General features: G+C 40.2%; 12 protein-coding genes. 4 read left to right on the plus strand and 8 right to left on the minus strand.

What is annotated here, in order from left to right:
* Positions 1–202: 202 nt before the first annotated feature.
* The 4 genes from HXT58_RS03600 to HXT58_RS03615 form a co-directional block, all read right to left on the minus strand.
* Positions 203–1969, minus strand: a complete 1767-nt coding sequence (locus tag HXT58_RS03600) for an ABC transporter transmembrane domain-containing protein (protein WP_174164090.1) — start codon at positions 1967–1969, stop codon at positions 203–205.
* Between the two features lie 292 nt (positions 1970–2261).
* Positions 2262–3071, minus strand: a complete 810-nt coding sequence (locus HXT58_RS03605; protein WP_004107172.1) for a nucleoside phosphorylase — start codon at positions 3069–3071, stop codon at positions 2262–2264.
* 129 nt (positions 3072–3200) lie between these two features.
* Positions 3201–3623 (minus strand): GNAT family N-acetyltransferase, encoded by a 423-nt coding sequence (locus tag HXT58_RS03610; RefSeq protein ID WP_004119964.1) that lies wholly within the window; start codon positions 3621–3623, stop codon positions 3201–3203.
* A 490-nt stretch (positions 3624–4113) separates the two neighbouring features.
* The gene (locus HXT58_RS03615; RefSeq protein WP_415705872.1) at positions 4114–5694 is read right to left on the minus strand and encodes an InlB B-repeat-containing protein; all 1581 of its coding nucleotides are present in this window, start codon (positions 5692–5694) and stop codon (positions 4114–4116) included.
* 1013 nt (positions 5695–6707) lie between these two features.
* Here HXT58_RS03615 and cysK point away from each other — a divergent pair.
* Together cysK and epsC are read left to right on the plus strand one after the other, a co-directional pair.
* Positions 6708–7640, plus strand: coding sequence for a cysteine synthase A (gene cysK / locus HXT58_RS03620; protein ID WP_415705870.1), 933 nt, complete (start codon positions 6708–6710; stop codon positions 7638–7640).
* 116 nt (positions 7641–7756) lie between these two features.
* Entirely contained in the window at positions 7757–8596 is an 840-nt protein-coding gene (gene epsC, locus HXT58_RS03625; protein ID WP_004119974.1) for a serine O-acetyltransferase EpsC, read from the plus strand.
* Between the two features lie 168 nt (positions 8597–8764).
* Here epsC and sstT read toward each other — a convergent pair whose 3' ends face one another.
* The 4 genes from sstT to HXT58_RS03645 all read right to left on the minus strand — a co-directional run bounded on the left by sstT (position 8765) and on the right by HXT58_RS03645 (position 19683).
* The gene (gene sstT, locus HXT58_RS03630; RefSeq protein WP_421775608.1) at positions 8765–10021 is read right to left on the minus strand and encodes a serine/threonine transporter SstT; all 1257 of its coding nucleotides are present in this window, start codon (positions 10019–10021) and stop codon (positions 8765–8767) included.
* Positions 10022–10448: 427 nt separating this feature from the next.
* Positions 10449–17279, minus strand: coding sequence for a GA module (locus HXT58_RS03635; RefSeq protein WP_421775609.1), 6831 nt, complete (start codon positions 17277–17279; stop codon positions 10449–10451).
* A 183-nt stretch (positions 17280–17462) separates the two neighbouring features.
* Positions 17463–18782 (minus strand): MFS transporter, encoded by a 1320-nt coding sequence (locus tag HXT58_RS03640; RefSeq protein ID WP_415706302.1) that lies wholly within the window; start codon positions 18780–18782, stop codon positions 17463–17465.
* A gap of 310 nt (positions 18783–19092) precedes the next feature.
* The gene (locus HXT58_RS03645; RefSeq protein ID WP_415706300.1) at positions 19093–19683 is read right to left on the minus strand and encodes a hypothetical protein; all 591 of its coding nucleotides are present in this window, start codon (positions 19681–19683) and stop codon (positions 19093–19095) included.
* A gap of 321 nt (positions 19684–20004) precedes the next feature.
* Here HXT58_RS03645 and HXT58_RS03650 point away from each other — a divergent pair, with 321 nt between their 5' ends.
* Positions 20005–20451 carry a hypothetical protein gene (locus tag HXT58_RS03650; protein ID WP_064340707.1) on the plus strand — a complete coding sequence of 149 codons (447 nt, stop codon included), beginning with the start codon at positions 20005–20007 and terminating at the stop codon, positions 20449–20451.
* Between the two features lie 352 nt (positions 20452–20803).
* Positions 20804–25714, plus strand: a complete 4911-nt coding sequence (locus HXT58_RS03655) for an Ig-like domain-containing protein (RefSeq protein ID WP_421775610.1) — start codon at positions 20804–20806, stop codon at positions 25712–25714.
* Positions 25715–26089: the final 375 nt, after the last annotated feature.

The raw sequence follows: 26089 nt of genomic DNA on the forward strand, positions 1-26089 counted from the left end.
CGCAAGCAAATCGTAAAGTGTAAATAGTCAAACCACATTTAACCAATCACAAAGTAGCCAAACAACGCAATTTTGCACCTAATGGCCACTAGTGCCAAACAGAGACATCGCGCAGTACGCAATCTGCACCAGTGTCTCTACTGAGCTTAAAATTGCTCAGCGCAAGCCAAACGAAAGCCAAGCCCAAGCCAGATCAACATCCTCACATAGACACAGTGTAAAGCGAGTAGAAGTAAGCCTTTTGATTCATAAGCTCCTCAAAGCTTCCGCGCTCAATAAGCTCGCCGCTTTTCATCACAAGAATCTCATCATATTGCTTAAGCGAATTGGCATCCAAGCGGTGAGTTACCACGAGTCGAAGAATTCCTTGCAAATTCAAAATAGACTGCGTTACGTTCGCACTTGTCTCGTTATCTAACGCGCTCGTAGCCTCATCAACCAGCAGAATCTCGGACCTTTTAAGCAGGCTTCGCGCAATAGCAATACGCTGCTTTTCGCCGCCAGAAAGATGACTACCATTCTCGCCGCACTGATAATCCTTGCCTTTAGCAGCAATCAAATCATCCAAACCAGCCAAGTGAATCACACGATCCACTTCCACATCAGGGAATGGCTTAAAAAGCGTAATATTATCTAAAATCGAAGCATCAAACATAAACACAGACTGCTGCATAAGAGTCGTCTTATCGTAAAGCGAACTCTTGCTCACATCACTAAGCTCGTGATTATCCAGCTTCACACTACCTTCATAATCCTTGTAGTAGCCCATAAGCAGATTAATCAAACTACTCTTACCAGCACCAGAAGGTCCTACTATCGCGTAAGATTTTCCAGTTTGCAAAGTTAGATTTACATTTTTCAAGACTTTATGATCCGCATCATAAGCGTACGAAACATTGCGCAAAACAACGTTTTTAACAGAATCGTCAATGATCTCGCCAGAATCTTCCTTAACGTTACTCATATAATCAGCCATCTTGCTAATCAGCTTCTTAGCGCCCTTCATCTCGCCGAGCATTTGCGGAAGACTTGCAATAGGCTGAAGTACACCATTCATCAAATTGGTGAAAGCTAACACCATTCCAGCAGTAATAACACCAACATGAGCATTAACCATCCAAGCGCCAACAAGCATCACGCCAAGCTGAGTTGCAAGGCTCGAAATCGTTCCAAGAGCAGAAACAGTAGTCATCGTTTTTTCGCGAAGATTCTTCGTATGCTCAAGCTCCATCGACTGATTCTGATAACGGTTAATCACCTCCTGCTCCGCCTTAAAACTCTTAATAACCGAAACTCCATTCAAAACATCCTTCGTCAAAGCTGTGTAAGACTCATTCGACTTAGAAACCTGCTCCTCTCGAGTGGCAATTCCGCTAGCTGTAAGGATCGAGCACGCCATAGGAAGCACGGAAATAATAAGAGCAATAACAGTGAGCAGTGGACTATAGTAAATCATAAGAGCTAGCGAACTTACCAGCATAAGAACGTCTTGAACAAAGTCAAAAATCTTCTTCAAATACTTTTCTTGAATACGCTCGCAATCATTAGTAAGTACAGAAAGATACGTGCCGGAATTCGCGAGCGAAAAATCACTATAACTCTTCTGTAAAAGCTTCTTGATAACAGACTCTTTATACTGATTCATTGCTTTTTCAAGAAAGCGAGGGTACGAACTGCGCTTCAACGCGAAAATCAGGGAGATTGCCAGCATAAAGGAAACGACAAGCAGCAAAATAGTAGTTAAAGAGTAGGATCCTTTACCTGCCATATAGTCGAAAATAATTTGCAAAATCCAAGAAATAGCAGTGTAAATCATAGACAAGGAAATAAAAACTATCATCGAAAGAAAAGCTACAAGCTTGTTTTCTTTGAAAAATAGTTTTACGTAATTTTTTACGTCGGGATGCAGTTTGGATGATTGCTGATTCGCGGACGATTGCTGATTTGCTGTATTGTCAGTTTTGTTCATTCTCGCTACCTCTCACTTCCTTTATAGCTATTTTCGATATTTCTACTATTTCCTATCTAATAGCATTTTCGTAGCTAGCATTTTCGCTTCTGTTTTGCCGATTCGCCCGCTACAAAACGTTGAAAGCTACACTATCATACTTATCCTGATTGTTCATGCTTATCTACTTGACAACACCTATAAATGGTTAAACACACTTACATGTAATGCTTGTTAGAAATAATAAGCATAGAGTTAAAAAAAAAAATCAAATTAGAACGATGGTTTTATACGTGATATCAGCGTAAACGTGTCAAATGCGCAACACTGCTTCAATACAAAGCTCAAGAGCATACGCTTTAGAATCCCCACCCCAATTGCGCTCATCATAATTTTCAACATCATGCAAAGTATCTGCAGTATAAAGAATCTCACCCCAAACAATCTCGCGCATTTGCGCACAAGCTGCTAAAGCAGAACACTCCATTTCAACAACCGCGCATCCCTCCTGCTTACGGTTAGCAACTTTCGTCTTAGTTTCACGGAAAAATCCATCCGTAGTCCACGTCTTAACTTCATGATAAGGCAAATTATGCGCCTGCAAAGTTTGCAAAATAGCATGCCTCGAACGCTCTGAAACATCAACATAACGACTTGGAGGCAAATAATGATAAGAAGTCCCCTCATCCCTTAAAGCTTTATACGGAACCAGAAAAACGTTTTCCGCATAATCAACTAGCGATCCGCAAGAACCAGCACTAACAACTTCACTAACACCGTAAGAAATCAACCAATCTAAGATCTGAACAGCGGCCGGAGCGCCAACCGGGGCCTGTACTAAGCAGATTTTTTGCGTTTCTTCTTCTACTGCGCTGTTTGTATTTTCTCTTACTGTATCTCCTACTTTTTCTTCCAAAACATATATCGGATATTTTTTAGTTGCAGATTCAAAATTTGCTACAATTGTAGCTTTCCTACTTAAAGCATACTGATCAATTTCATCGCCTAAGAAAGCAAAAACCGCTTTAGATGGAAGCTGAACAGAAATATTATCGTGTTTTGGCATTAAAACTGCACTTTTATCGGAATCATACTCTAAAATTGGTAAATTATATTCTGTCATATAATCAACTCCATCCTACAAACCATTCAATCCTATATACAAATACACACATTAATACGCAAAGATCACAAAATGGTCAATTGCTGCAAATTCGCACTTAATGGCCACTAGAGAATCATATTTTCTGCATCATGTCCTGTCTTTTATAAAACCGCAGCAATCGATTTCTGCTAACTCAATAAAGCCAGCTGACTTATAAAAAGCAATAGTTTTTTCAGTACAATCCGTAGTCAATTGAATTTGACGAACATTAGGATAACAATCCACAATCGCCTTTAACAAAGCAGACCCTATCCCCTGCCTTTGATGCTTAGGCAAAACAAGGATATCCTGGATAAGAACAACCGTATATCCGTCGCCAACAGCTCTAACAATGCCAACTAGCTCATCACTTTTATATGCAGCTAAAACCTTGAGCGAATTGTTAAAACCATTTTCCAAAGCAACTAAATCATCTGTGTACGCAGACCAACCAACGGAATCATACAACCTTAAAATATCTTTGCTATTATACTTTTCATACTCTTTTATTTGAACATCTGCTAAATTCATTGACAATAACACCCCCGAATACTGTGCAATCAACGTTGAAACCCTAAATTTTCTAGCGTAATCGCTCAGTATATCAAGTCACCTATCTCTTCTTTTAACATAGGACTTTAATGCACCAAAGACAACCCGTGCATTCGTGTACTACTATAGCGCTTTGACCGAGATTGAAATCATTGGGATTTCAATTCCCTTCAATACAAAAACTCACTTGGATTGGAAGTACTGTGAACCTCCAACGTGAGTTTCGTAAGAGATCTAACTAGCGAGCTTCTCACCGAATTTGTTTATTTAGAGGGTACACAAGTAAATAAAAACAAGAGCACTTCCCCGAATTTGTTTACTTATCAGCTATATAAGTAAACAAAAACAAGCGTCAGTAAACAAAACGGCCTTAACTATCAACTAGTCAAGGCCGCCTCATTTACTTTATAAGACTTTACGAAGCCTTATAAAAGCGCGTAAAACTTCAACTTACGCAAGTAAACACTAGTTATCTTACGGATTTTGCTTCAAACACTCTCCTCAATCGCACAACAGCGAAACCAGCAATAGCAAAACCTAAAGCAGAAATCAACGCAACAACTGAAGCTGACTCACCAGTCTTAGGCATATCTGGAACATGCTTTTCAGTCTTATGCTCAACAACAGGAGATTTCACATATTCATGCGCTGTATTATGTTCATGCTCCGACTTAGGCGCATGAGATAGCTCTTGTTTAGTCTCCGGAGTTTGAGATTCAGGAACTGACAATGGATTCTCCATCCCTGATTCAGGCTCAAAAGGTGCAGGCAAAATTGGATCTGGAGTAGGTGCTGGTTTCAGATTCTTCGTAAAGATGGCATATACAGTCGTATCACTATTTACTATGGTTTTACCAGTAAACGCAGTACCTTTACCATCCGCCTTAGTATTCCACTCTTTAAACGTGTAGCCATCTTTAGTTGGATTCTTAGGCATTGACTGATCTTTTAACACATCCATATCAATAGCCTTACCAGTTTCCACCTTTACCGTTTGAGTCTTATCGCCATCCTTAAATGTAACCGTGCTTCGAATCTGCTTCCACTGAGCAGTAAACGCAGTATTAGCATTCAACGTATACATATCACCAGGCTTGTAGGCTTTACCAGCAGCATCCACCCAGTTTAAGAACTGATAATCTTCGCGCGTAGGAGCTTGGGCAATTGTAATTTTTTTACCAACTATAGTTGTTACTTCGTCCTTCGTGTTCTCATTTTTATCATTGAACACTCCTCCATTTGCGTTAAAAGTCGCACGAGCATTCCACTGTGCGCGAAGTAAAAATACGCCGTCATACAATGGGTCTAATTTCTCATCATTCCACGACATCCAATCGCGACTATAATCAGAAAATGGCGATTTGCTATTCCAGTAGTAGCGTTTGCCTACAACATTTTTTTGTCTATACGACTCAGTATCAGGTAGCTCGGTGTACCATCCGCCAAACACTAAATTATCTTTTGTTGGATCAGCTGGAAAATCAACCGTATTATCTTTTTTTACTATATTTGTTATTGAGTCCGACTTACCGTCAACTTTTCCTCCCTGCAAGTCGAATTTAACCTTCATTTGAGCTAGCGAAATACGCACAGGCATACTACTATCAACAACTACTTGGAACTGAGAATAATTTTTAATTGGTTTAGAATACGTGTAATCAGACTCCCAGGAAAGATGATAGTTATCAGGAAGCTTTGAAGTATCAACTTTGATAGTTACTTTTTCACCATTTGCAAAACTTCCAACAGTACGTTCACAGTGACCATTTAATTCTTTCTTAACTTCAAATTCATGCCCTTGTCCATCAATAACCGTTATGGGAAGATTTTTCCACATTTCTTCCATGCCAGTACTAAGCTGTCCAAGCGCCCCAGGCGTTGTATGACCTTTTCCTAATTTTTCTGCATAATTCATAGATATGTGAAGCGGCTGCTTATTCGCATTATTCACTCCAGCAGCCTGAGCTGTCACTGTTCCAGCAAAAAGTCCAATCGTAGCTACAAAAGCAACTGCTAGACTAATAACTTTTTTTATTATTTTATTATTCATTTTTTATTTCCAGCCAAACTAACTATTATCGTAACAATAATTTTTATTAAATTTCGAAAATTTATATAGTGCAAACGCAAAACCAAAAATGCGTGTAAATATGCAGAACCACTAACCTATTTCAATACAAAATAAACAATGTATAGAGTGGTGAGACGATAAAAATTATGTTACGAAAAAGACAGCATCACGCTGTCTGTCTGTCTGTCTGTCTGTCTGTCTGTCTGTCTGTCTGTCTGTCTGTCTGTCTGTCTGTCTGTCTGTCTGTCTGTCTGTCTGTCTGTCTGTCTGTCTGTCTGTCTGTCTGTCTGTCTGTCGAGGATTATATTTTTCATGATCTCAGTTTGTCAACTTCCGTACCGAATTAACATGCCAATTATAACAAACAAACTTAGCAAATTCCAGTATGAGATAACTCGCAAATAAACTATCAAATCTGCTAAACAACCAACTCTCAAAAGCAGCAATACCGAAGATACATGAAAGTAACATATAATTTCTTAAAATTAAGTTTGGCAAACATAAAATAGGATCATAAAGCACAAATTAAGATTAGCGAACTTAAATTAAGTTTGACAAACGCAAATCCATTCGCTATAGTTTCCACTTATCACCATTTCGACGAGTAAAGGAGTGCACATGTATCATACAAATATGATGACAAATTGTTGTTGTAACGTATGCTGTTGCGCATTTCTTAATCGAAATGATGTTTTCAAGCACTAACTGTGCATAACATCTAGCCTGTGTTAAAAGCATTTACGTTAAAACACAGCAAATTACGATTTAAGAAACAGCGCGCTGTTTCTTTTTTTATGCCAAAATTCGAATATAGAACGTTGAAAAGATAACAATTTAATACGGATTAGATATTAAACAGATAAATGGCATTTTTTAGAAACAACTAATAAACAACAATCTCTTTATTAATAAAAAATTATTTTTTAAAAATTAAAAATAAACAAAATTAAACAAATTAAATTAAACAAAACAAACAAGTAAGGGGAAATATTATGTCTAACATCTACAAGTCCGTGCAAGAACTCGTAGGTCACACTCCGCTTCTGGAGCTTGCTCACATTGAAAAAGAGTACAATCTAGCAGCAAAAATCCTCGTAAAACTCGAATACTTCAACCCAGCAGGTTCCGTAAAAGACCGCATCGCAAAGCAGATGATTGAAGAAGCAGAAACCACAGGCACAATTAAGCCAGGCTCAGTAATTGTTGAGCCAACTTCTGGAAACACTGGCATTGGTCTTGCAATGATTGCACAAACAAAAGGATACAAAAGCATTATTGTGATGCCAGAAAGCATGTCTATTGAACGCCGAAAACTTATGAAAGCATACGGGGCAGAACTCGTGCTCACACCTGCTGCAGAAGGAATGAAAGGCGCTATTGCAAAAGCGAAAGAAATCGTTGAAAACACGCCAAACGCGTGGACTCCAGGACAGTTTACCAATCAAGCAAATGTGCACGCGCACTACAACACAACCGGCCCAGAAATTTGGCAAGACACTGACGAAAACGTGGATATGCTTATCGCTGGCGTTGGAACAGGCGGCACAATTACTGGTACAGGAACATATTTAAAAGAGCAAAATCCGCAGCTTGAAGTAATTGCAGTAGAACCAGCCGACTCCCCTGTGCTCGCAGGCGGCAAGCCAGGAGCGCACAAGATTCAAGGAATCGGTGCAGGATTCGTGCCAGATGTGCTCAACCAAAACATTTACGATCGTATTGTTCATGTAACAAATGAAAACGCAATTGAAAGCAGCAAGCTTATAAGCAAAAAAGAAGGCGTTCTCGTAGGCATTTCTTCCGGAGCTGCGGTTTGGACAGCAATCCAAGAAGCAAAAAGAGAAGAAAATGCGGGAAAAACCATAGTTGCAATACTTCCAGATTCAGGAGATAGATACTTGTCTACTGCATTATTTGAAAACTAACTGTATTTAGTAGCACTACTATAAACACGCAAGTTTTGATTAAATAATATGTGCAAATATTAATTAGTAATTAAAACGAGAAAATAAAGAAAACAAAAAATACTGGAGATTAATGTATGAATGAGCATCTTGACCTTATAAACAAACTCAATTCAATTCATGATTCTGACATAAGGCAAGCTACATTCATACCTAACTATCACAATATTATTGCGCTCATACATGCAACTCAGGTGTTACTTTTGCCTGAGTTGCATGCACGCAATGTAAGTAACGATACTGCGCAACTCAATGCTACTTTGAATACCGTTACTTCAAACGCGTTAGACACTATAGAACGCATTATATTCCACGAACTTCAATCCTATACAAGCAACTCAATTAAAATTCAAGAAACTTGCAATCAATTTATACATAAACTTCCTGCAATTAAAAAGTTACTTTTAACAGATATTCAAGCAATATACGAAGGCGATCCTGCTTGCACAAGCAAAGTAGAAGTCACGCTCGCATACCCTGGTTTTTACGCAATGCTTATTCACCGCACAGCTCACGCACTCTATGAGCTTAACGTGCCACTAATTCCTAGACTTATGAGCGAATATGCTCACAGAAAAACCGGAATTGACATTCATCCAGGAGCAAAAATTGGTGCATATTTTTGCATTGATCACGGAACTGGCATTGTAATCGGCGAAACAACTGTAATCGGCGAACATGTTAAGCTTTATCAAGGAGTAACGCTGGGTGCAAAAAGTTTTGCGCTAGACGAGAACGGAAATCCTATAAAAGGTGGAAAGCGACATCCAAATATTGGGAATAATGTTGTAATTTACGCAAACGCAACAATCTTAGGCGGAGAAACCACAATAGGAAGCGGAAGTATAATCGCAGCAAACGCGTGGATCAACCGCAGCATTCCTGCAAACACAACCTACCACTTCCCTAAAGTCTAATGCGCGCTAAAAATACTGATTCCACTTCTACTATTTTATTTGAACATCCGTTAGATTCATTTACAGTAAACATCCAAATATAATAAATGTGCGCGCTCATAAAACGTAAAAACGTAAGAACGCGCACTAGCAAGAATACTTAGCAAAAACTAGCAACAGCTAGAACAGCTACTTTTTAAGTTGCACAGTCTCGTGATCCCTGCCCATCTTAAACTTAAGACCTGCACGCTGCCACATGCGATATTCGCCAACCGCAGTAAAGAGAACATCCGTGGAAGAGTTAAGTGCAGTTTCGCAAGAATCCTGAATAACGCCAATAATAAGACCAATAGCAACTACTTGCATAGCGATATCGTTTGAAATGCCAAATGACGAGCATGCGAGAGGTATAAGCAAAAGCGAACCACCAGCTACACCAGATGCGCCTGCAGCAGAAACTGCAGAAAGCACAGAAAGAATCACAGCCGTTGGAATATCAACGCGAATACCAAGCGTGTGAGCAGCGCACAAAGACATGATAGAAATAGTTATAGCAGCTCCGCTCATATTAATAGTTGAACCAAGCGGTATTGAAACAGAATAATTGTCTTTGTTAAATCCAAGCTTTTCGCACAAATTCATATTTACAGGAATGTTCGCAGCAGAAGAACGCATGAAGAACGCTGTAACACCAGAATCACGCAAAGTCCTAAAAACAAGAGGATACGGATTCTTACGCGTAAGTACGAAAACCAAAATAGGATTAATAATCAAAGCAGTAACAGCCATAGTGCCTACTAACAAAGCAATAACGAAACCATACTCGCTAAAAATACGAAGACCGTTACTTGCAACTGTTGTATAAACAAGACCCATAATGCCAAAAGGTGCTGCGTTAATAATCCAGTGAACAATTTTTCCAATAGCAGATGAAACGTTATCGAAAAATGCTTTTGTAGAAGGCTCGGCTAATCGCAGAGCAACGCCGAAAGCAATCGCCCAGAAGAGGATACCAATAAAGTTACCTTTAACGAGAGCGTCTACAGGATTAACAACAATATTTAGCACAAGTGAATTAAGCACCTCACCAATTCCTTGAGGAGACGGCGAAGAGGCTGCTGCAACATGAGCAAAAGTAAAATCAACAGGGAAAATCATAGCAGCACATACGGCTACAAGGCTTGCAGTAAACGTAGATAGCGCGTACAGCCCTATTACCAATTTCATATTGCCAACACTTTTTGCTTGCGCAAGCGCACCAATAACTAGGCAAAATACTAAAATTGGCGCAACAGATTTAAGCGCACCGACGAAAAGTTTTCCCATAAGATCTAGCACATAGACGTGAGCTGGCACAAAAATACCAAGCGCAGCACCGAGAAAAAGACCAATTACAATGCGTAAAATAAGGTCAATGTTATTCCATTTTTGAACAATCTTGTGCATGAGAGTCTCCTGTATAGTAATTTGTGCAGAATGTTTTATACTCTTTTACGTGTATTAGCACTTGCAAGATTTTATTTTTTAAAGATTATACATAAGGATGCATATATATGCAAATCGTTAAGGTTTAATGTTTCAATGTTTCAATAACTTAGCAACTCAGTGACTAAACACTTCAATAAGTGCTTTGTAAGCAAGATAACTCTTAAAATATAGTAAGCAACAATAACTTCCCGTGTAATCGCAAACTAAAATAGCAAAATGCCTCACTTTGCGGAGTAAAGAAAGACGCAAAGCGAGGCACATTTTACATTAACTTCATTATGCTAATTAACCCAATACTCAGCAAACTTACTGAATACAATTAAGCAAGCATTAAGCAGCTCTAAAACTAGCTGATCTGCAATAACCAGACCAGCTAGCAAATATCCTACTTATTACTATGACGAGAAGTACCACGACGCTTAGCCGAGAAAAGCGCAGCACCAGCAGCACTAAGAGTTGCAGCAAACAAGCCAAACACAGACACGTCACTACCAGTCTTACTAAGCTGAGCAACACTACCACTCTTCAACACCTGAGCACGCACAGAAGCACGAACATCAGCCGCATGAGCCTTAGCAGCAGCCAAAGCCTTACGAGCAGCAGAAAGATTCTTAACCGCAGCATCAACCTGAGCCTGAGTAGCGTTAGGATCAGCAGCAACCTTCTTAGCCTCAGCCAAAGCAGCATCCACAACAGCCTGAGCCTTAACAACTTGAGCATCCGCCTGCTTCACAGCCGGATTATTCTCAACAGCAGCATTCACAGCAGCAGAATTTACGCCATTAGCATTATTAGCGTTAGCGTTGGCAGCATTGGTGTTAGCAGCGTTACCTGCATTACCAGAGTTTGCGCCAGCACCAGCTTTACCAGCTACGTTGGCAGAATTACCAGTATTAGCACCAGCACCAGCACCAGCACCAGCGTTACCGTTACCAGCATTTCCAGGCTGCGAATCAGACTCAGCACCCTGAATCTGAACATTCAACTCACCCTTATCCACAGTAATAGGCGCATTATCATTCACACCATAACCAGCTTCAGAACCAGAACCAGCATTACCAGCACCAGCACCAGTTCCAGTTCCAGTTCCAGCATTACCTGTTCCGGCATTGCCTGTTCCAGAACCAGAACCAATATTGCCGGTTCCAGCACCGTTATACTTATTCGCAATACTGTTCTTTGCAGCCTGAAGATCCTTCAACGCAGCATCAACTTGAGCCTGGGTAGCATTAGGATCAGCAAGCACACGTTTAGCTTCAGCCAACGCCTTCTTATACACATCCAAATCAGGAGCTTCACCAAGCAAGTAGGCAAACGACTTGCTAAAGTGAGAATCATCATCAACTTCAGCTTGCAATACCGTCTTATTAACACCATTCAAAGCATCTTTAGCATTCTTAAGATTCTTTAATGCAGTATTAACAAGAGCTTGACGATCTGCTTGAGACTTAGCAGCAACTTCCACACCCTTACCAGCAGGATCAGCTAGCTTAGATATAAGCTCCTTCGCATCTTGCAAAGCCTTATTATATGTTTGCTGCTTTTCAGCAGTATCATACGCGTATTTTACAGATTCTTTCACACTATTCTCAAGAGCAATCTCAGCTTGCAAATCAGCAATATCAACACCATTTAGTGCAGCAGCTGCGGTTTGAAGTCGAAGCAGCGCAACATTAACAGCAGTCTGCTTCTGATCAGGAGTATTCGCTGATTGAGCATTCTCCGCATCAGCAAGAGCAGACTCAGCATTCGTAAGAGCAGTATCATACTCAGATTTCTTATCCTGAACAGCATTCGTATACTGTACGGACTTCTTCAAAGAATCAGCTTTGTTAATTTCAGCCTGCAACTTAGACGTATCTACAGTTCCATTAAGAGCATTAGAAGCATTCTTAAGAGCAGTAGTAGCATCAGAAATTTCTTTCTCTGTTGCACCCTTCTTAGCAAGAATAGTCTGAGCAGTTTGCAAAGCCTGATCAAACGCAGTCTTCTTAGTATCAGAAGCATTCGTGTAAGCAACAGTCTTCTTCTTCGACTCAGCAGCAGTCACAGCCGCCTGCAAACCAGAAGCATCATGACCATCTAAACCAGTAACAGCATTCTTAAGAGCAGTAGTAGCATCAGAAATTTCTTTCTCTGTTGCACCCTTCTTAGCAAGAATAGTCTGAGCAGTTTGCAAAGCCTGATCAAACGCAGTCTTCTTAGTATCAGAAGCATTCGTGTAAGCAACAGTCTTCTTCTTCAACTCAGCAGCAGTCACAGCCGCCTGCAAACCAGAAGCATCATGACCATCTAAACCAGTAACAGCATTCTTAAGAGCAGTAGTAGCATCAGAAATTTCTTTCTCTGTTGCACCCTTCTTAGCAAGAATAGTCTGAGCAGTTTGCAAAGCCTGATCAAACGCAGTCTTCTTAGTATCAGAAGCATTCGTGTAAGCAACAGTCTTCTTCTTCAACTCAGCAGCAGTCACAGCCGCCTGCAAACCAGAAGCATCATGACCATCTAAACCAGTAACAGCATTCTTAAGAGCAGTAGTAGCATCAGAAATTTCTTTCTCTGTTGCACCCTTCTTAGCAAGAATAGTCTGAGCAGTTTGCAAAGCCTGATCAAACGCAGTCTTCTTAGTATCAGAAGCATTCGTGTAAGCAACAGTCTTCTTCTTCGACTCAGCAGCAGTCACAGCCGCCTGCAAACCAGAAGCATCATGACCATCTAAACCAGTAACAGCATTCTTAAGAGCAGTAGTAGCGCGAGTAATCTCATCTGCTGTTGCACCAGCTTTCTTTACAATGCCTTCTGCAGAAGCTATAGCATTGTCAAGAGCAGATTGCTTCTCAGTAGAAGCATTCTTATAAGAAACATCATTCCTCTTATCTTTTGCTTCTGTGAGCTTTGTTACCAATTGAGTCTTGTCGTTACCGTCAAGTTCATTAACAGCCTTAGTAAGCGCAGTCAACGCATCATTAACAGCTTGCTGCTTCTGCTCAGGAGTCTTAGCAGCCTCACCAGGTTTTTGAGTTGCTGTAGATTTAGCATCAGCAAGAGCAGACTCAGCCTGTTGCAAAGCCGAATCAACAGCTTGCTTCTTTGCTTCAGAAGCATTCTCATACTTAGCATCGCCAGCAGATTGAGGGTTAGTCGACTTCTTCAGCTTCTTAGCCTCAGCAACTTTCTGCTCAAGTCCAGTTATATTGACTTTGCCATCAAGAGCAGCTTTAGCAGAATTGATAGCATCAACAGCTTGAGCTACTTTCTCAGCAGTTGCATTAGCATCAGTAAGCACTGCATTACCATCAGCAATAGCTTCATTGTAAGTAATTTTCTTAGTCTGATCTGCATTAATATAAGCAATCGTCTTCTTGAAATCAGCATCATTGTTAATAAGTGTTTGCAGCGCAGACTTATCAACAGTTTTGCCACCGAGATCCTGAACAGCCTTTTCTAATGCCTTCTTAATCTCATCAACCTTGGCACCATCAGCATTCATACCCTTAGTTGCATCAACAAGAGTAGATGCATTCGTGAACGCACTATCAAAAGCAGTCTTCTTATTATCTTTATAATCAGGCTTTGCTGTAAGAGTAGACTTCTGGCCATTAACAAGAGTCACAAGATCCTTGAGCGACTTCATCTTGCCGTCAAGCTCTTTAGCCTTAGTAACAACAGCAGTGATAGCGGTCTTGACCTTCTCAATAGTCTTCATATTCTCATTGGTCGGGTCAGTTTCAATATCATCAATCTCTGCTTTAAGCGCATCCTTCTGAGCTTTGTTAAGATTGGTGAGCTTATCTACTTCAGATTTAGCATCCTTTTTAGCTTTCTTTAGCTCAGCTTCCTCAAGAATACCCTCAACTTCTCGCAAATCCTTAGCACTGTCAATGCGACCGGTTAAATCATTGGCTTCTTGTTCAGTAAGACTACCATTCTGCTTTAGCTCAGCAATCTTCTTCTTAGCTGCAGCTTTAGCATCAGCGGTATTGGCATTATCTAATATGGTTTCAACACCATCAAGATCTTTAGCTCTATCAATTTCACCCTGATACTTCTGCTTTTCAGTATCATTAAGATTAGTGAGCTTACCGATAGTATTCTTAGCAGTTTGCTTAGCAGCATCAAGACCATCGTTATTACTGCTATCAGCAGCAGTCTGATTCTGAGTAGCCTTTTCTTTAGCCTGTTGCTTTATAGTATTTATAGCATTCTCATCAGTTGCATTCTGAATGCTATTAATAAACTGCTCTTTGTCCCCAGGCTTGAGTTTATCATTCCCGTTAATTTCATCAATAGCAGCCTGCTTTTGCTTCTCAAGCTCAGCTTTCTTCTTAGCTTCTTCAGCCTTGCTTGTGTCTTGCTGTTCTTGCTGATTCTGAGTTTGTATATCAGTATCAACCTTCGTATCATCTTTCTGCTGCTGCTGTTTCTGTTGTTGCTCAGCCTGCTGATCAGCTTGTTGCTGCTTTTTATCAGCTTCCTTTTGCTTCTTTTGATCCTGTTCCTTTTGGAACTCGTTTATCTTCTCACGAATCTTCTCAGGATCAGTCTCATTACCAATCTTCTTATCAAGTTCAGTCTTTTGCTCAGGAGTCAAACCAAGATTATTCTTAGCATCATTAATCTGCTGTTGAGCATCTTTCTTTTTCTTCTCATCTTTACCATGCTCATCAGCAGACTTAATAATCTTGTCTACATCTTCTGGCTTAGTGATCTTATCAATATCACTCTGATGATCTTTCTTGAACTTATCAATCTCATCCTTACTCAAGCCATGCTTCTGAAGAATCTTGTCAATAAGATCATTAGCTTCATTCTTAAGTTCTTCAGGCTTAGGAGCAGCAGCATTAGATACAAAGCAGTCGTTCTTGGTAAGAGTAATAACCGTATTCGGATTCCAACCCTGTAATGCTTTTATCTCAACCTCATCATCATGTTGATATAAAGAAACAATACCTTTATTACTTCTATTATCACCGAGTTTTAGTGTAGATCCAGACGTTACATCCCAATCGCTAAAGAATTTATACAACGTCATACCACCACCCGTATTAGAGTCAGGCGCATGAAGTTGATTGAGAAGACCATTCGTACTATTTATATATTGATCGTTTATCTCAGATTTTCCAGCTTTTGCTTTCCAGTTATCTTGAATAAACTTCCTAACAAACTTATGCCAATCATCTTGAGTTAATTTGTTTTTATCAGCAACAGCAATCTTAGTAATGTTGTACTTGTACCCATTATTATTTTTTGTTTCAGTTGTTGGCTTTTCTGGATTACCCTTGGTATACACCAACTCAGAATAGTCGAAGGTAGAAGTTGAATCATCATTAAACTTAACAGTCATAGTATGCGTATTATCATCAAATGTGATAGCACTATTTTCATTACTGCCTTTTAGCTTGCTTTGAAGCTCATTATTGGCTGTTAAGATAGCTTGCCTAATAGTTGACCGTTCTTTTTCTTGAATCTTCTTAGCATCTTGTACAGCTATACGAGCTGGAAGTGTAATGTAAGTGGTCTCATTAAGCTTCTTCGCTTGATACACCAGCTTGCTACCATCGAGCTTATCAGTAGACTTATCAGTATAAGTGATAGTCACGTTGCCTTTATTATCTACTGTAATAGATTTCTTGGCTTCTTCTAGATCTTTAGGCTTACCAATTGCATCTATGAAGTCAGATTTATTTTTATTTGCCTCATAAACTTTCTTCACAAGTTCTGTTTGCTCACCTTGAGTCAACCCTTGTGGTTTTCCAACAGCCATTGGAACTGGATAGTACGGTGTAAACTTATCCGCAAGTGAACGCTGCTTCTTTACAAGATACTTGCCTTCAATTGTCTTAGTGGAAGGAGTGCCAATTTTATCATCAAACGTGATAGTCGCTTTGCCGTTAGCATCAACAGTTACACTCTTGATATTCTTATCTTTATTAGCATTCTTAATAGCATTTTCAACTTGCTTCTTCTCTGTTGAATCAAGAGAAGACGGATTCTTCACAGGAGTCAAATCTGGATACGTAATTTTTGTGCGCTCTGACAATGGCACGTAGCGCTTAGTTAGATTCTCCTTAGAAATAGGATCCGTAGAGTTATCTTTATACGTTACCGTTGCGCTACCATCGTTATTGACTTTTACAGCCTTCTTGAAAGCCTCTTCAGTAGGAACTTCCGGCATATCTTTAAGCTTTTTCAGTACATCAGCATTATTCTTATTAGCTTCCCACAACTTTGTAAGAACATTATTCTTTTCGTCTTGTGCAAGGTTCTTGCCATATTTCGAAGAATCAACCTCTACTTTATCTTTAGGATAAGCAAGTTCTAATTCCTTGGAATACTCTGGCAACGTCGGCGCAAGCGCAACCTTACCAACAGTGTAATGCCAGTTACCCAGTACCTGATACACACCTGCAGCAAACTTCAAAGGCTCCGTTTTATTATTCAGTTTAATAACGAAGCTAATCTTAGATCTTCTATTGCCTCTACTCTCCCAGTTAATAATCAAAGCGCTAGTAGCATTCTTATACTCCCTAGAAGTATCGAGAGTATCACCAGATTTATCATAACCGCCGGCTTCACCGGTCATTCTTTCCCAGTTACTCTTAAATTCAGCACCTTGCGCTTTATTATTATCAAACCAGAAACGGCTTACAGACTGATCCCAAGCAGCCTTTGTATATTGTGTACCTGTTTTTTGAGAAGCCGAACCACCAGTCAACTCTTCGTCCTTATACAAAGTAATGCTATCGTCTACAATCGTGACGTCCTTAGGCACGCTCGCCCACCAGAATGGTCGACCGCCCCACCATTCACCATGAGAATTAAACTGGTACTCAACCTTATAGTACTGACCGAATGTTGCCCTATCAGCCTTGTCTTTATCAGTTTCCTTATTCTTATCACAAGGAACTGCGTTAATATCTACGTATTTCTGCACCTTCGCAGAAGAATCACGATTCGCATACCTATAGCTACCATCAGGAAGATTAAAACCATTAGCCCAAGCTTGATGAGTTGGCAAACCAGCACCACAAGCAAGCAAGCTTGCCAATGTTGCAGTCACAGCAATTTTCGGTAAACGTGAAACCGCATACGACTTACATGCTTCTAAACGAGTTCCACTTATCTCTTTCGCCATTGAACGAAGTGTACTCGGCTTCAAATACGCGTAATTCTTAGACACATGTAAAGCGTTTTTAGCAGCTTGTGTTTTCTTAACCATTAGCAGTCCTCACTTGTATATTTTCTCTTCAACTCGCTCTGCAGACATAAACTCACATCTTGTAAAAGAGCTTGTTAACAGAGCAAAGGATACCCCCCCCCGCGTAATAATTCAAGTAATATAGGCAAAAACTACCATGTGATTAAGGTCATAACTATATTCAATATTAAATATTACAAATAATCATGCGAGCGCCGCATAGCTGGTATTCGGCAACTGTGGTAAAACAGCCAGCAAACCGGCAGTAAAAATCAGCGCAAGTATAGGCAACAGATGCCATTGGAACGTAGACGAGAATGCAAATCCAATCCAAGATCCAGTAGTAGCACCAATCGCAAACGCAAGGCGCGCCCAACCAGAAAACTTAGCGAGCGCACTTCCTTTGAACAGAATCTGACGCGCAACAATAATCGGCTCCACCAACAACATTCCACCAATCGATTCAAGGAAGAATGCAACCCACATTATTGGCAAAAGACTACTAAACATAAAGCAATAAGCAAGCAAGCTCACAGCAATACCTAAAACCGCCACTTTCCTTAAACCGAGTTTTTGAGACGAATGCGCATATAAAACGGACGCGAGCACACTTCCTACACCACTGAAAATATACAGTATTGTTAAGGATTTAGAGCCATATTGCTTACCAAGACCAAGAAGAATATAAGAAACAGAGCATGCAGGAATAAAAGCAACCAAAAGAGATCCGGCAAGAAGCATGATTTTACTCTTGAGCGATGGATTCGCAGATTTCTTAATAGTAGATTGATTATCTGCAGATTTGGAATCTGCTTTATTTTCCAGTTCCGTCTGCTTTTCTTGATTTTCTTGCGATTCTGACGATTCATTCTCTACATCTTGCAACGCTTCCTCTTCTGCACAAGACGCTTGCGAAATATCTTGTTTCATAATAAATCGCGTAGCACAAGCCGCAAAAGAAGTCACGGACGAGAAAATCAAAACCGCAGGAATCGACCAGCTTGCAATCCAAGATCCAAGCGGAGAGCCGAGCAAGGTTCCTGTAACACTCGCCAAAATACTCACAATGCCGCTGTAGTTGACAATCATGCTGTCATCGCCGCCGGCAGCATCAACCTCGAAAACTTCGCTAGCAATATCAATCACTTGCCCAGTAATCAACAATGCGCAAGAAAGAGCTACAAGCGACCACTTCCATGCTGGAGAAGAGCAAGGTATAAGAAGCGGCAGCAAACTGAGCACGCCTTCTACGCCTTCAGTCATAGCAAGAGCGCGAAAACCGCCAAGCTTATCAACTATCCAACCAGAGCATGGCGAAAGAAAATCGGCAACCGTCATAAAAGTCTTACGAAAGCCAATCACCCAAGCCGGCAAGCCCACAATAATAATAGAAGGCAAAACCGAGCCTTCATACGCCTGATTGCCGAGCATAGAAAAACAGAAGCCAACCAAAGCCCATCGCAATGCTGGACTAATAGATCTCATACGAATAAAAATATTATTCTTGCTAAAAATCGTCTTCACAGCAACCAACTCTCCCTTAAAACTCTTTCAAAATAATGCAAATTTACATAACTACTCGCATGATTACTTGCAAATTGCTATCCAACTTAAATAATTCACTACAAACTACACAAATCCAATAGCTTATTTGACAAATTTGATAACACTATACTCTCGTTTAAAAAAAAAGCAAAACTTGCATCTAAAGCCGTGAGAAACCATCCTAAAACTACTACAAGTTTCTCCACTAGCAATCACAAATAAGAGACTTGATAATACTCAGTCTCACCTTGTCTAGTAGGCGTCCAAGACAATTGTAAACAGAGAGTTGTTAATTTTTTTGTTTGCTAATTTTTTGTTCAATAATTTTATCGGTAAATGCCTTTAAAAATTCTTTAGAATTACTCCAGCCTACGCCATTGTTTAATCCCGAGAAATCAAAACCAGATATTTCATCTAACGCTTTACTACAAACCCATTCATACATTCCAGCCTCTTTGCTTTTATATATTATTAGGAACAATGGTTTCATTGCTTTTTTACCCAACGACACAACACTCTTGTATTGTTTAGAATATATTACATCGTTATACCAGTGTCCTGTCAGCCAATGGTATTTATCTTTGATCCCCTTTTCACCAATCTCATCGCATAGATTTTGTAATTGTTTAGCCACATATGTGAGAACCTTTTCATCTATGTTTTTTATGAGCAAAGTTTCATCAACACCATTTTTACTTACCTCTTTCCAGTCAACATCTTCATTATTTTCTGAATGTCTTTCATTCCTTGCAGACTTTTGATTTTCTGTTTTTACTTCTTTATTATTATCGCTAAAACTATTTTGATTCTTACAACCTGAAATAAGTGACATAATGCAAACTACCACAGTCAAAAAAGCATAATGCTTGATATGCTTCATTTATGCCTCCTCTACAACTTAATCTTTACCTAATTGCAGCTACGATTATCATGTTCAATTTTCACTCTGTTATTCACTATCATCTGCCCAATATTCATTCATCTCGTAGTACAAATCATCTTTGAGTCTAATAAAACTGACGGGATGTAAATTATGGACAAAGAATGCATATATGCAATCTACAAAATAATTGTAGCTAAAAATCATCCGATAATCCACAGGATCTTATTTCCATACATAAACAGATGTATAGGCAAAATAAGTGCACTTTTTAACGATAGGAAAGGCTATCGTTAAAAGGTTTAAGATTGGCTTGATAACTTGATTTTTGAGCATAAAAACATCCTAGAAGCACCCCTAGGCTGGATTTTCAACATTCCAAATGCTCACATTCTTTCGTCTTTTACGGAGCCGAAGCTTAAAGCAAAAGGACTTGAATACTATCTTATTAGGAATGAGAGAATCCCTGAGCTTGCCATTTATTCGTTTGATTCAGGCGAACGTTTTGAGCCTGATTTCTTGCTCTTTATTCGTGAGAAAGAGTATGAGGATGTTAAAACATATCAAGCATATGTTGAGCCTAAAGGTAGTCAACTTTTATTTGAAGATGAGTGGAAAGAAAAATTCTTAGGGCAGATTAAAAACAACTACAAGATTAACGATATTCTAGGAAGAGGATACAAGATTATAGGTCTTCCATTCTTTAATCAAGAAAACAGAATGTCTGAATTCGACAAAGTACTAAACAATTTAGTATCAAAATTATAGTGAGGTAATGAACTACAACATTTGTTCAGCGATTACCCAATCACAAATTTGCAACACACCATAAGACGTATTACAGATTACGAAAATAATAAGAAATTTTCGAAAAAATATATGTTGTTATAACATTTAGCAAAAAATTTTCTTTTAGAGCACCCCCCCCCCGTAGGAAATTTTACAGTCTAAACTAATTTAAAACTGAAAAATATCATGAAAAATAACAAAAAATGATAGAATTTTAAATAGACCCATTTAAATAGAGAGTTTTATTACTGGCATTGGAGAGATTTGTCATAGAATTCGTTCTATTTATTTAAAAATTCATTAAAGATTAGGGAAAATTAAGGAGATTGTTATGACTACCGCTAATCCTTCAAAACATACATCATCATCAAAATCTTCTAGAAAGCGTTCTGCACACAAAGTACACACACTTCCGTTAGCAACAATGGCTGCTTTGTTGACAGCAGCAACCTGCTTAGGCAGCCAGCCTGCAATGGCTGTTACGACGCGCACACCACTTCCTACACCAACACAGTCTAGAGTAGTTAGAAGTCTTACGAATAGCACGGTTGCTGAGTCTCAAAATCATGAATATGTTCCACTAGGCGAAAAGAAACCTTGGTTGCAGTATCCAAATATTCTTGAATTCAGAAGAGTACGCGGTAGAAACAGCAATGCAACAGAAATAAAATCAGACGAAGAAGGGTCTGATAATAATTGGAAATTCGTTAATGATAGAACAGCTATGTATGCACATGTGGAAACACGTGACAACTCTGATTATCTTATTTTCGATGTTTTCTTCAACAACAATGCTGAGTCAATGGTATCTAAATCTAACAAGCAATGGTACTTATGGCAGGTACCATATGCAATTGCAGACTTGGATTCAAATGGGTTATATAAATCTGATACGGTTACTAATCTTAGGTACGATGCGTACAGACCGAAAACCAAAGGTCACATTCTTTCGCAAGATCCAGAAGCTTTTGTGAAAGATGATTCCCTATCATTCTCTGTACCTGACATGAGAAAAACTGATCAGCATTTTGGCAAAGATGGTTATGCTCTTTATCAGGTAGGTATAGGACTTAATCCTGGTAATAAACTTTATGACGATTTAGATCAAATCTTCCATGGAAACGCAAATGAAGCACTCATTAGTCGAATGGCTGGAGATCAAACAACGTATGCTTTTTACAATCCGCAGTATAACAAAAATTACGGTTTAGGTATAACAGTTGCTAAACCGTATGACGATGTTGCGTATCATATGCATGCAGAATTAAAGCTTCGTCCAGGAGCTATTAATAAAAAAGCAGATAACTATAACGACAAGTATGCAAACATTCAAAACGCATGGACATGGGCAAATAGCGGTTCTTGGGGAGCAACTACAAGTTCTGCATACACGGTTATTTCTGGTAGAGATCCAAGCAATGATGAAGACAAAGATGATAAGTTAAAGCGCAATAAAGCCGACAACAAAGCGCCAAAAATTTATCATGGCAAAACTGAAATAACCGACGACAACCAGACCATTCAACTCAAGGAAGACGATAAACTAAGCTTCACTACCACCGATGACAAGGGTTATATTGAGAAGTTTAGCATTTCTGGTTTAACGGACACTCCTATAACCAAGCAAGGCGCTGGAAGCGAAAGTAATCCGCTTTCATCAGGCGACATCACTGTTACTAAAGACATGAACAACAAGACAGTAACTATTACTTCCGAGGATGGTTCTGGCAACGTTACCACACGCAAAGTTAAAGTCAAAGTTACTAAAAAGCCAAAACTTTCTAAAGAACATCCTCTTACCGGTAAAACCATTGATACTACCGTTGGTGGAAAATTACCGCAATTGACAGAAATTGACAATTTTGTAACTGTTAAAGATGGCAGCAAGCTTGACAAACAACCAACATTAAAGTGGAACGGCACTGCTCCAAACACTAAGACAGTCGGCGTATTTACCTCTAGTATTAAGGGAACATACTCCGATAATTCCACGAGTATAACAAAAGTAACCATCAATGTTAAACCACAGAAGCCAGTTATCGACACTGATCTGACTAATCTTGCTGGAAAGAAAGGGCAGAAAGTAACAGTATCTGTTGGAAGCGGCATTCCTGAGGGCACTACTACAACAGTTAAACTGTTTGATAAAGATAACAAGGAAATCGGCTCTACTACAACGATTAAGAATGGTAAAGCGGAGATTACTGTTAAGGATGGAATTCCTGAAGGCGCCGTGTATGCAACAACGACTGTAAAGAAGCCTGATGAAAAGACTCCTAAAGTAACAATTCAAGGATTTGAACTAACTTCAGAAAAAAGTGAGAAAAAACAAGCTACTGCGCCTAAGGATACTCAAAACCCAACAATTACTGCTACTGCCGATTCATTGTCTGTAGCAGTTGGGCAAGATCTGAAGATTCACATTGTTGCTAAAGATGATGTGAAGGTTGAAGAAGTACCTAATGCAAATGCTTTGATGCAAGGTTTAGGTCTTGAACTTAACGAACTCTCATCTCGAATAAAATCAAGTCAAACAACTAATACTGATAAAGAAAAGGATTTTGATCTTACAGTTAAGAATATGCAACCGAAGGAAGTTGGCACACATACTATAACCTTCACGGTAAAAGACTCGGCAGGAAAAACCGGCACCGCAAAGCTAACCATAACCGTGAAACCAACTGTCAGCAATCCGAAAGCTGAAAACAAGACTGGTAACAACAAGACAACCGTGAGTGGTAAAACCACTCCAGGCGCAACAGTCACTATCAGCAAGAACGGTAAAGAAGTTGGTAAGGTAACCGCTGGAAACGACGGAAACTTCACTGTCGATATTGATAAGCAAGACCCGAACACCACCCTCACACTCACTCCAAGCAAGGATGGCGTAACCGGAGACCCAGTCAACACGACCGTAACCGGTGAAACACCAGCAGCAAAACCAACTGTCAGCAATCCGAAAGCTGAAAACAAGACTGGTAACAACAAGACAACCGTGAGTGGTAAAACCACTCCAGGCGCAACAGTCACTATCAGCAAGAACGGTAAAGAAGTTGGTAAGGTAACCGCTGGAAACGACGGAAACTTCACTGTCGATATTGATAAGCAAGACCCGAACACCACCCTCACACTCACTCCAAGCAAGGATGGCGTAACCGGAGACCCAGTCAACACGACCGTAACCGGTGAAACACCAGCAGCAAAACCAACTGTCAGCAATCCGAAAGCTGAAAACAAGACTGGTAACAACAAGACAACCGTGAGTGGTAAAACCACTCCAGGCGCAACAGTCACTATCAGCAAGAACGGTAAAGAAGTTGGTAAGGTAACCGCTGGAAACGACGGAAACTTCACTGTCGATATTGATAAGCAAGACCCGAACACCACCCTCACACTCACTCCAAGCAAGGATGGCGTAACCGGAGACCCAGTCAACACGACCGTAACCGGTGAAACACCAGCAGCAAAACCAACTGTCAGCAATCCGAAAGCTGAAAACAAGACTGGTAACAACAAGACAACCGTGAGTGGTAAAACCACTCCAGGCGCAACAGTCACTATCAGCAAGAACGGTAAAGAAGTTGGTAAGGTAACCGCTGGAAACGACGGAAACTTCACTGTCGATATTGATAAGCAAGACCCGAACACCACCCTCACACTCACTCCAAGCAAGGATGGCGTAACCGGAGACCCAGTCAACACGACCGTAACCGGTGAAACACCAGCAGCAAAACCAACTGTCAGCAATCCGAAAGCTGAAAACAAGACTGGTAACAACAAGACAACCGTGAGTGGTAAAACCACTCCAGGCGCAACAGTCACTATCAGCAAGAACGGTAAAGAAGTTGGTAAGGTAACCGCTGGAAACGACGGAAACTTCACTGTCGATATTGATAAGCAAGACCCGAACACCACCCTCACACTCACTCCAAGCAAGGATGGCGTAACCGGAGACCCAGTCAACACGACCGTAACCGGTGAAACACCAGCAGCAAAACCAACTGTCAGCAATCCGAAAGCTGAAAACAAGACTGGTAACAACAAGACAACCGTGAGTGGTAAAACCACTCCAGGCGCAACAGTCACTATCAGCAAGAACGGTAAAGAAGTTGGTAAGGTAACCGCTGGAAACGACGGAAACTTCACTGTCGATATTGATAAGCAAGACCCGAACACCACCCTCACACTCACTCCAAGCAAGGATGGCGTAACCGGAGACCCAGTCAACACGACCGTAACCGGTGAAACACCAGCAGCAAAACCAACTGTCAGCAATCCGAAAGCTGAAAACAAGACTGGTAACAACAAGACAACCGTGAGTGGTAAAACCACTCCAGGCGCAACAGTCACTATCAGCAAGAACGGTAAAGAAGTTGGTAAGGTAACCGCTGGAAACGACGGAAACTTCACTGTCGATATTGATAAGCAAGACCCGAACACCACCCTCACACTCACTCCAAGCAAGGATGGCGTAACCGGAGACCCAGTCAACACGACCGTAACCGGTGAAACACCAGCAGCAAAACCAACTGCTCCAACCGTCACTGTCCCAACAAGCGGAAAAGATCAAGGCTCAGCCACGATCACTCCAGCAGCCGGTACTGATAGTCTGGAAATCACTTATACGCCAGAAGGTGAAACCAAAGAGAAGACCATCACTGTCAAGAAAGGCAATGACGGAAACTGGACTGGTCAAAACATTCCAGAAGGCGTAACCATTGATAAAACCACTGGTAAAGTCACTATTCCAGCAAACAAAATCAAAGACGGTAGCAGCGTAACCGCTAAAGATAAGAAGGGTAACACCGCTTCCGATAGCGCCACTGGTAAAGCCGGAAACAACAACGGAAATTCTGGTTCTGATTCCGGTTCTGGTTCTGATTCAGGTAACGATTCCACGTCTAATAATGGCGGTTCAGATAGCGGATCTACTACTGGTGGTAGCAGCTCTACAGATTCCGGCGCTCAAAATAGCACCAATGAATCAAGTAGCACTGATAATGCTAACAACGCTGGTAACACTGAAACCGGTAATGCTGGCAGCGGCAAAGCTGGTAATGCATCCACTGGTGCTTCAGGTTCCAACGTATCTACTAAGTCTGGCAACAAGGTTCCTGCAAAGCATTCGTCCCAATTAGTAAAGACTGGTGCTGAAGTGGAACGAGTAGGATTGATCAGCGCAATGATTGGTGTACTGGGAGCTGCAGCAGCATTCTTCTCTCGCAAGAAGAATCGCGAGTAAAAAAGTTCACCTACAAAATTAAACAAAAGTAAACTAATAATTGAAAATAATTAAGAAAAAGGAGCTGAGCCACAAACCCAGCTCCTTTTTCTATATCGCTGCTCACTTACACATATAAACTCTTGTATTGTGATTCAAAACATATCTTATTTAAGAAGAACCATCTTTGAATATATTCAAATAAGCGATAATAAAATCAATAAAAAACAATTTTTGACAGAATTGCAATATAAAAATTGTTCTTAAACAACATTTCCGCACATAAACAGATGGGTGCAAAGTGTGTGCACTTTTTAACGATAGGAAAAGCTATCGTTAAAAGGTTTAAGATTGGCTTAATAGTTTGCTGAACAATCTTACGCAATAATCAATATG

Source organism: Gardnerella sp. KA01000, from assembly GCF_049244035.1.
GTDB lineage: Bacteria > Actinomycetota > Actinomycetes > Actinomycetales > Bifidobacteriaceae > Bifidobacterium > Bifidobacterium leopoldii.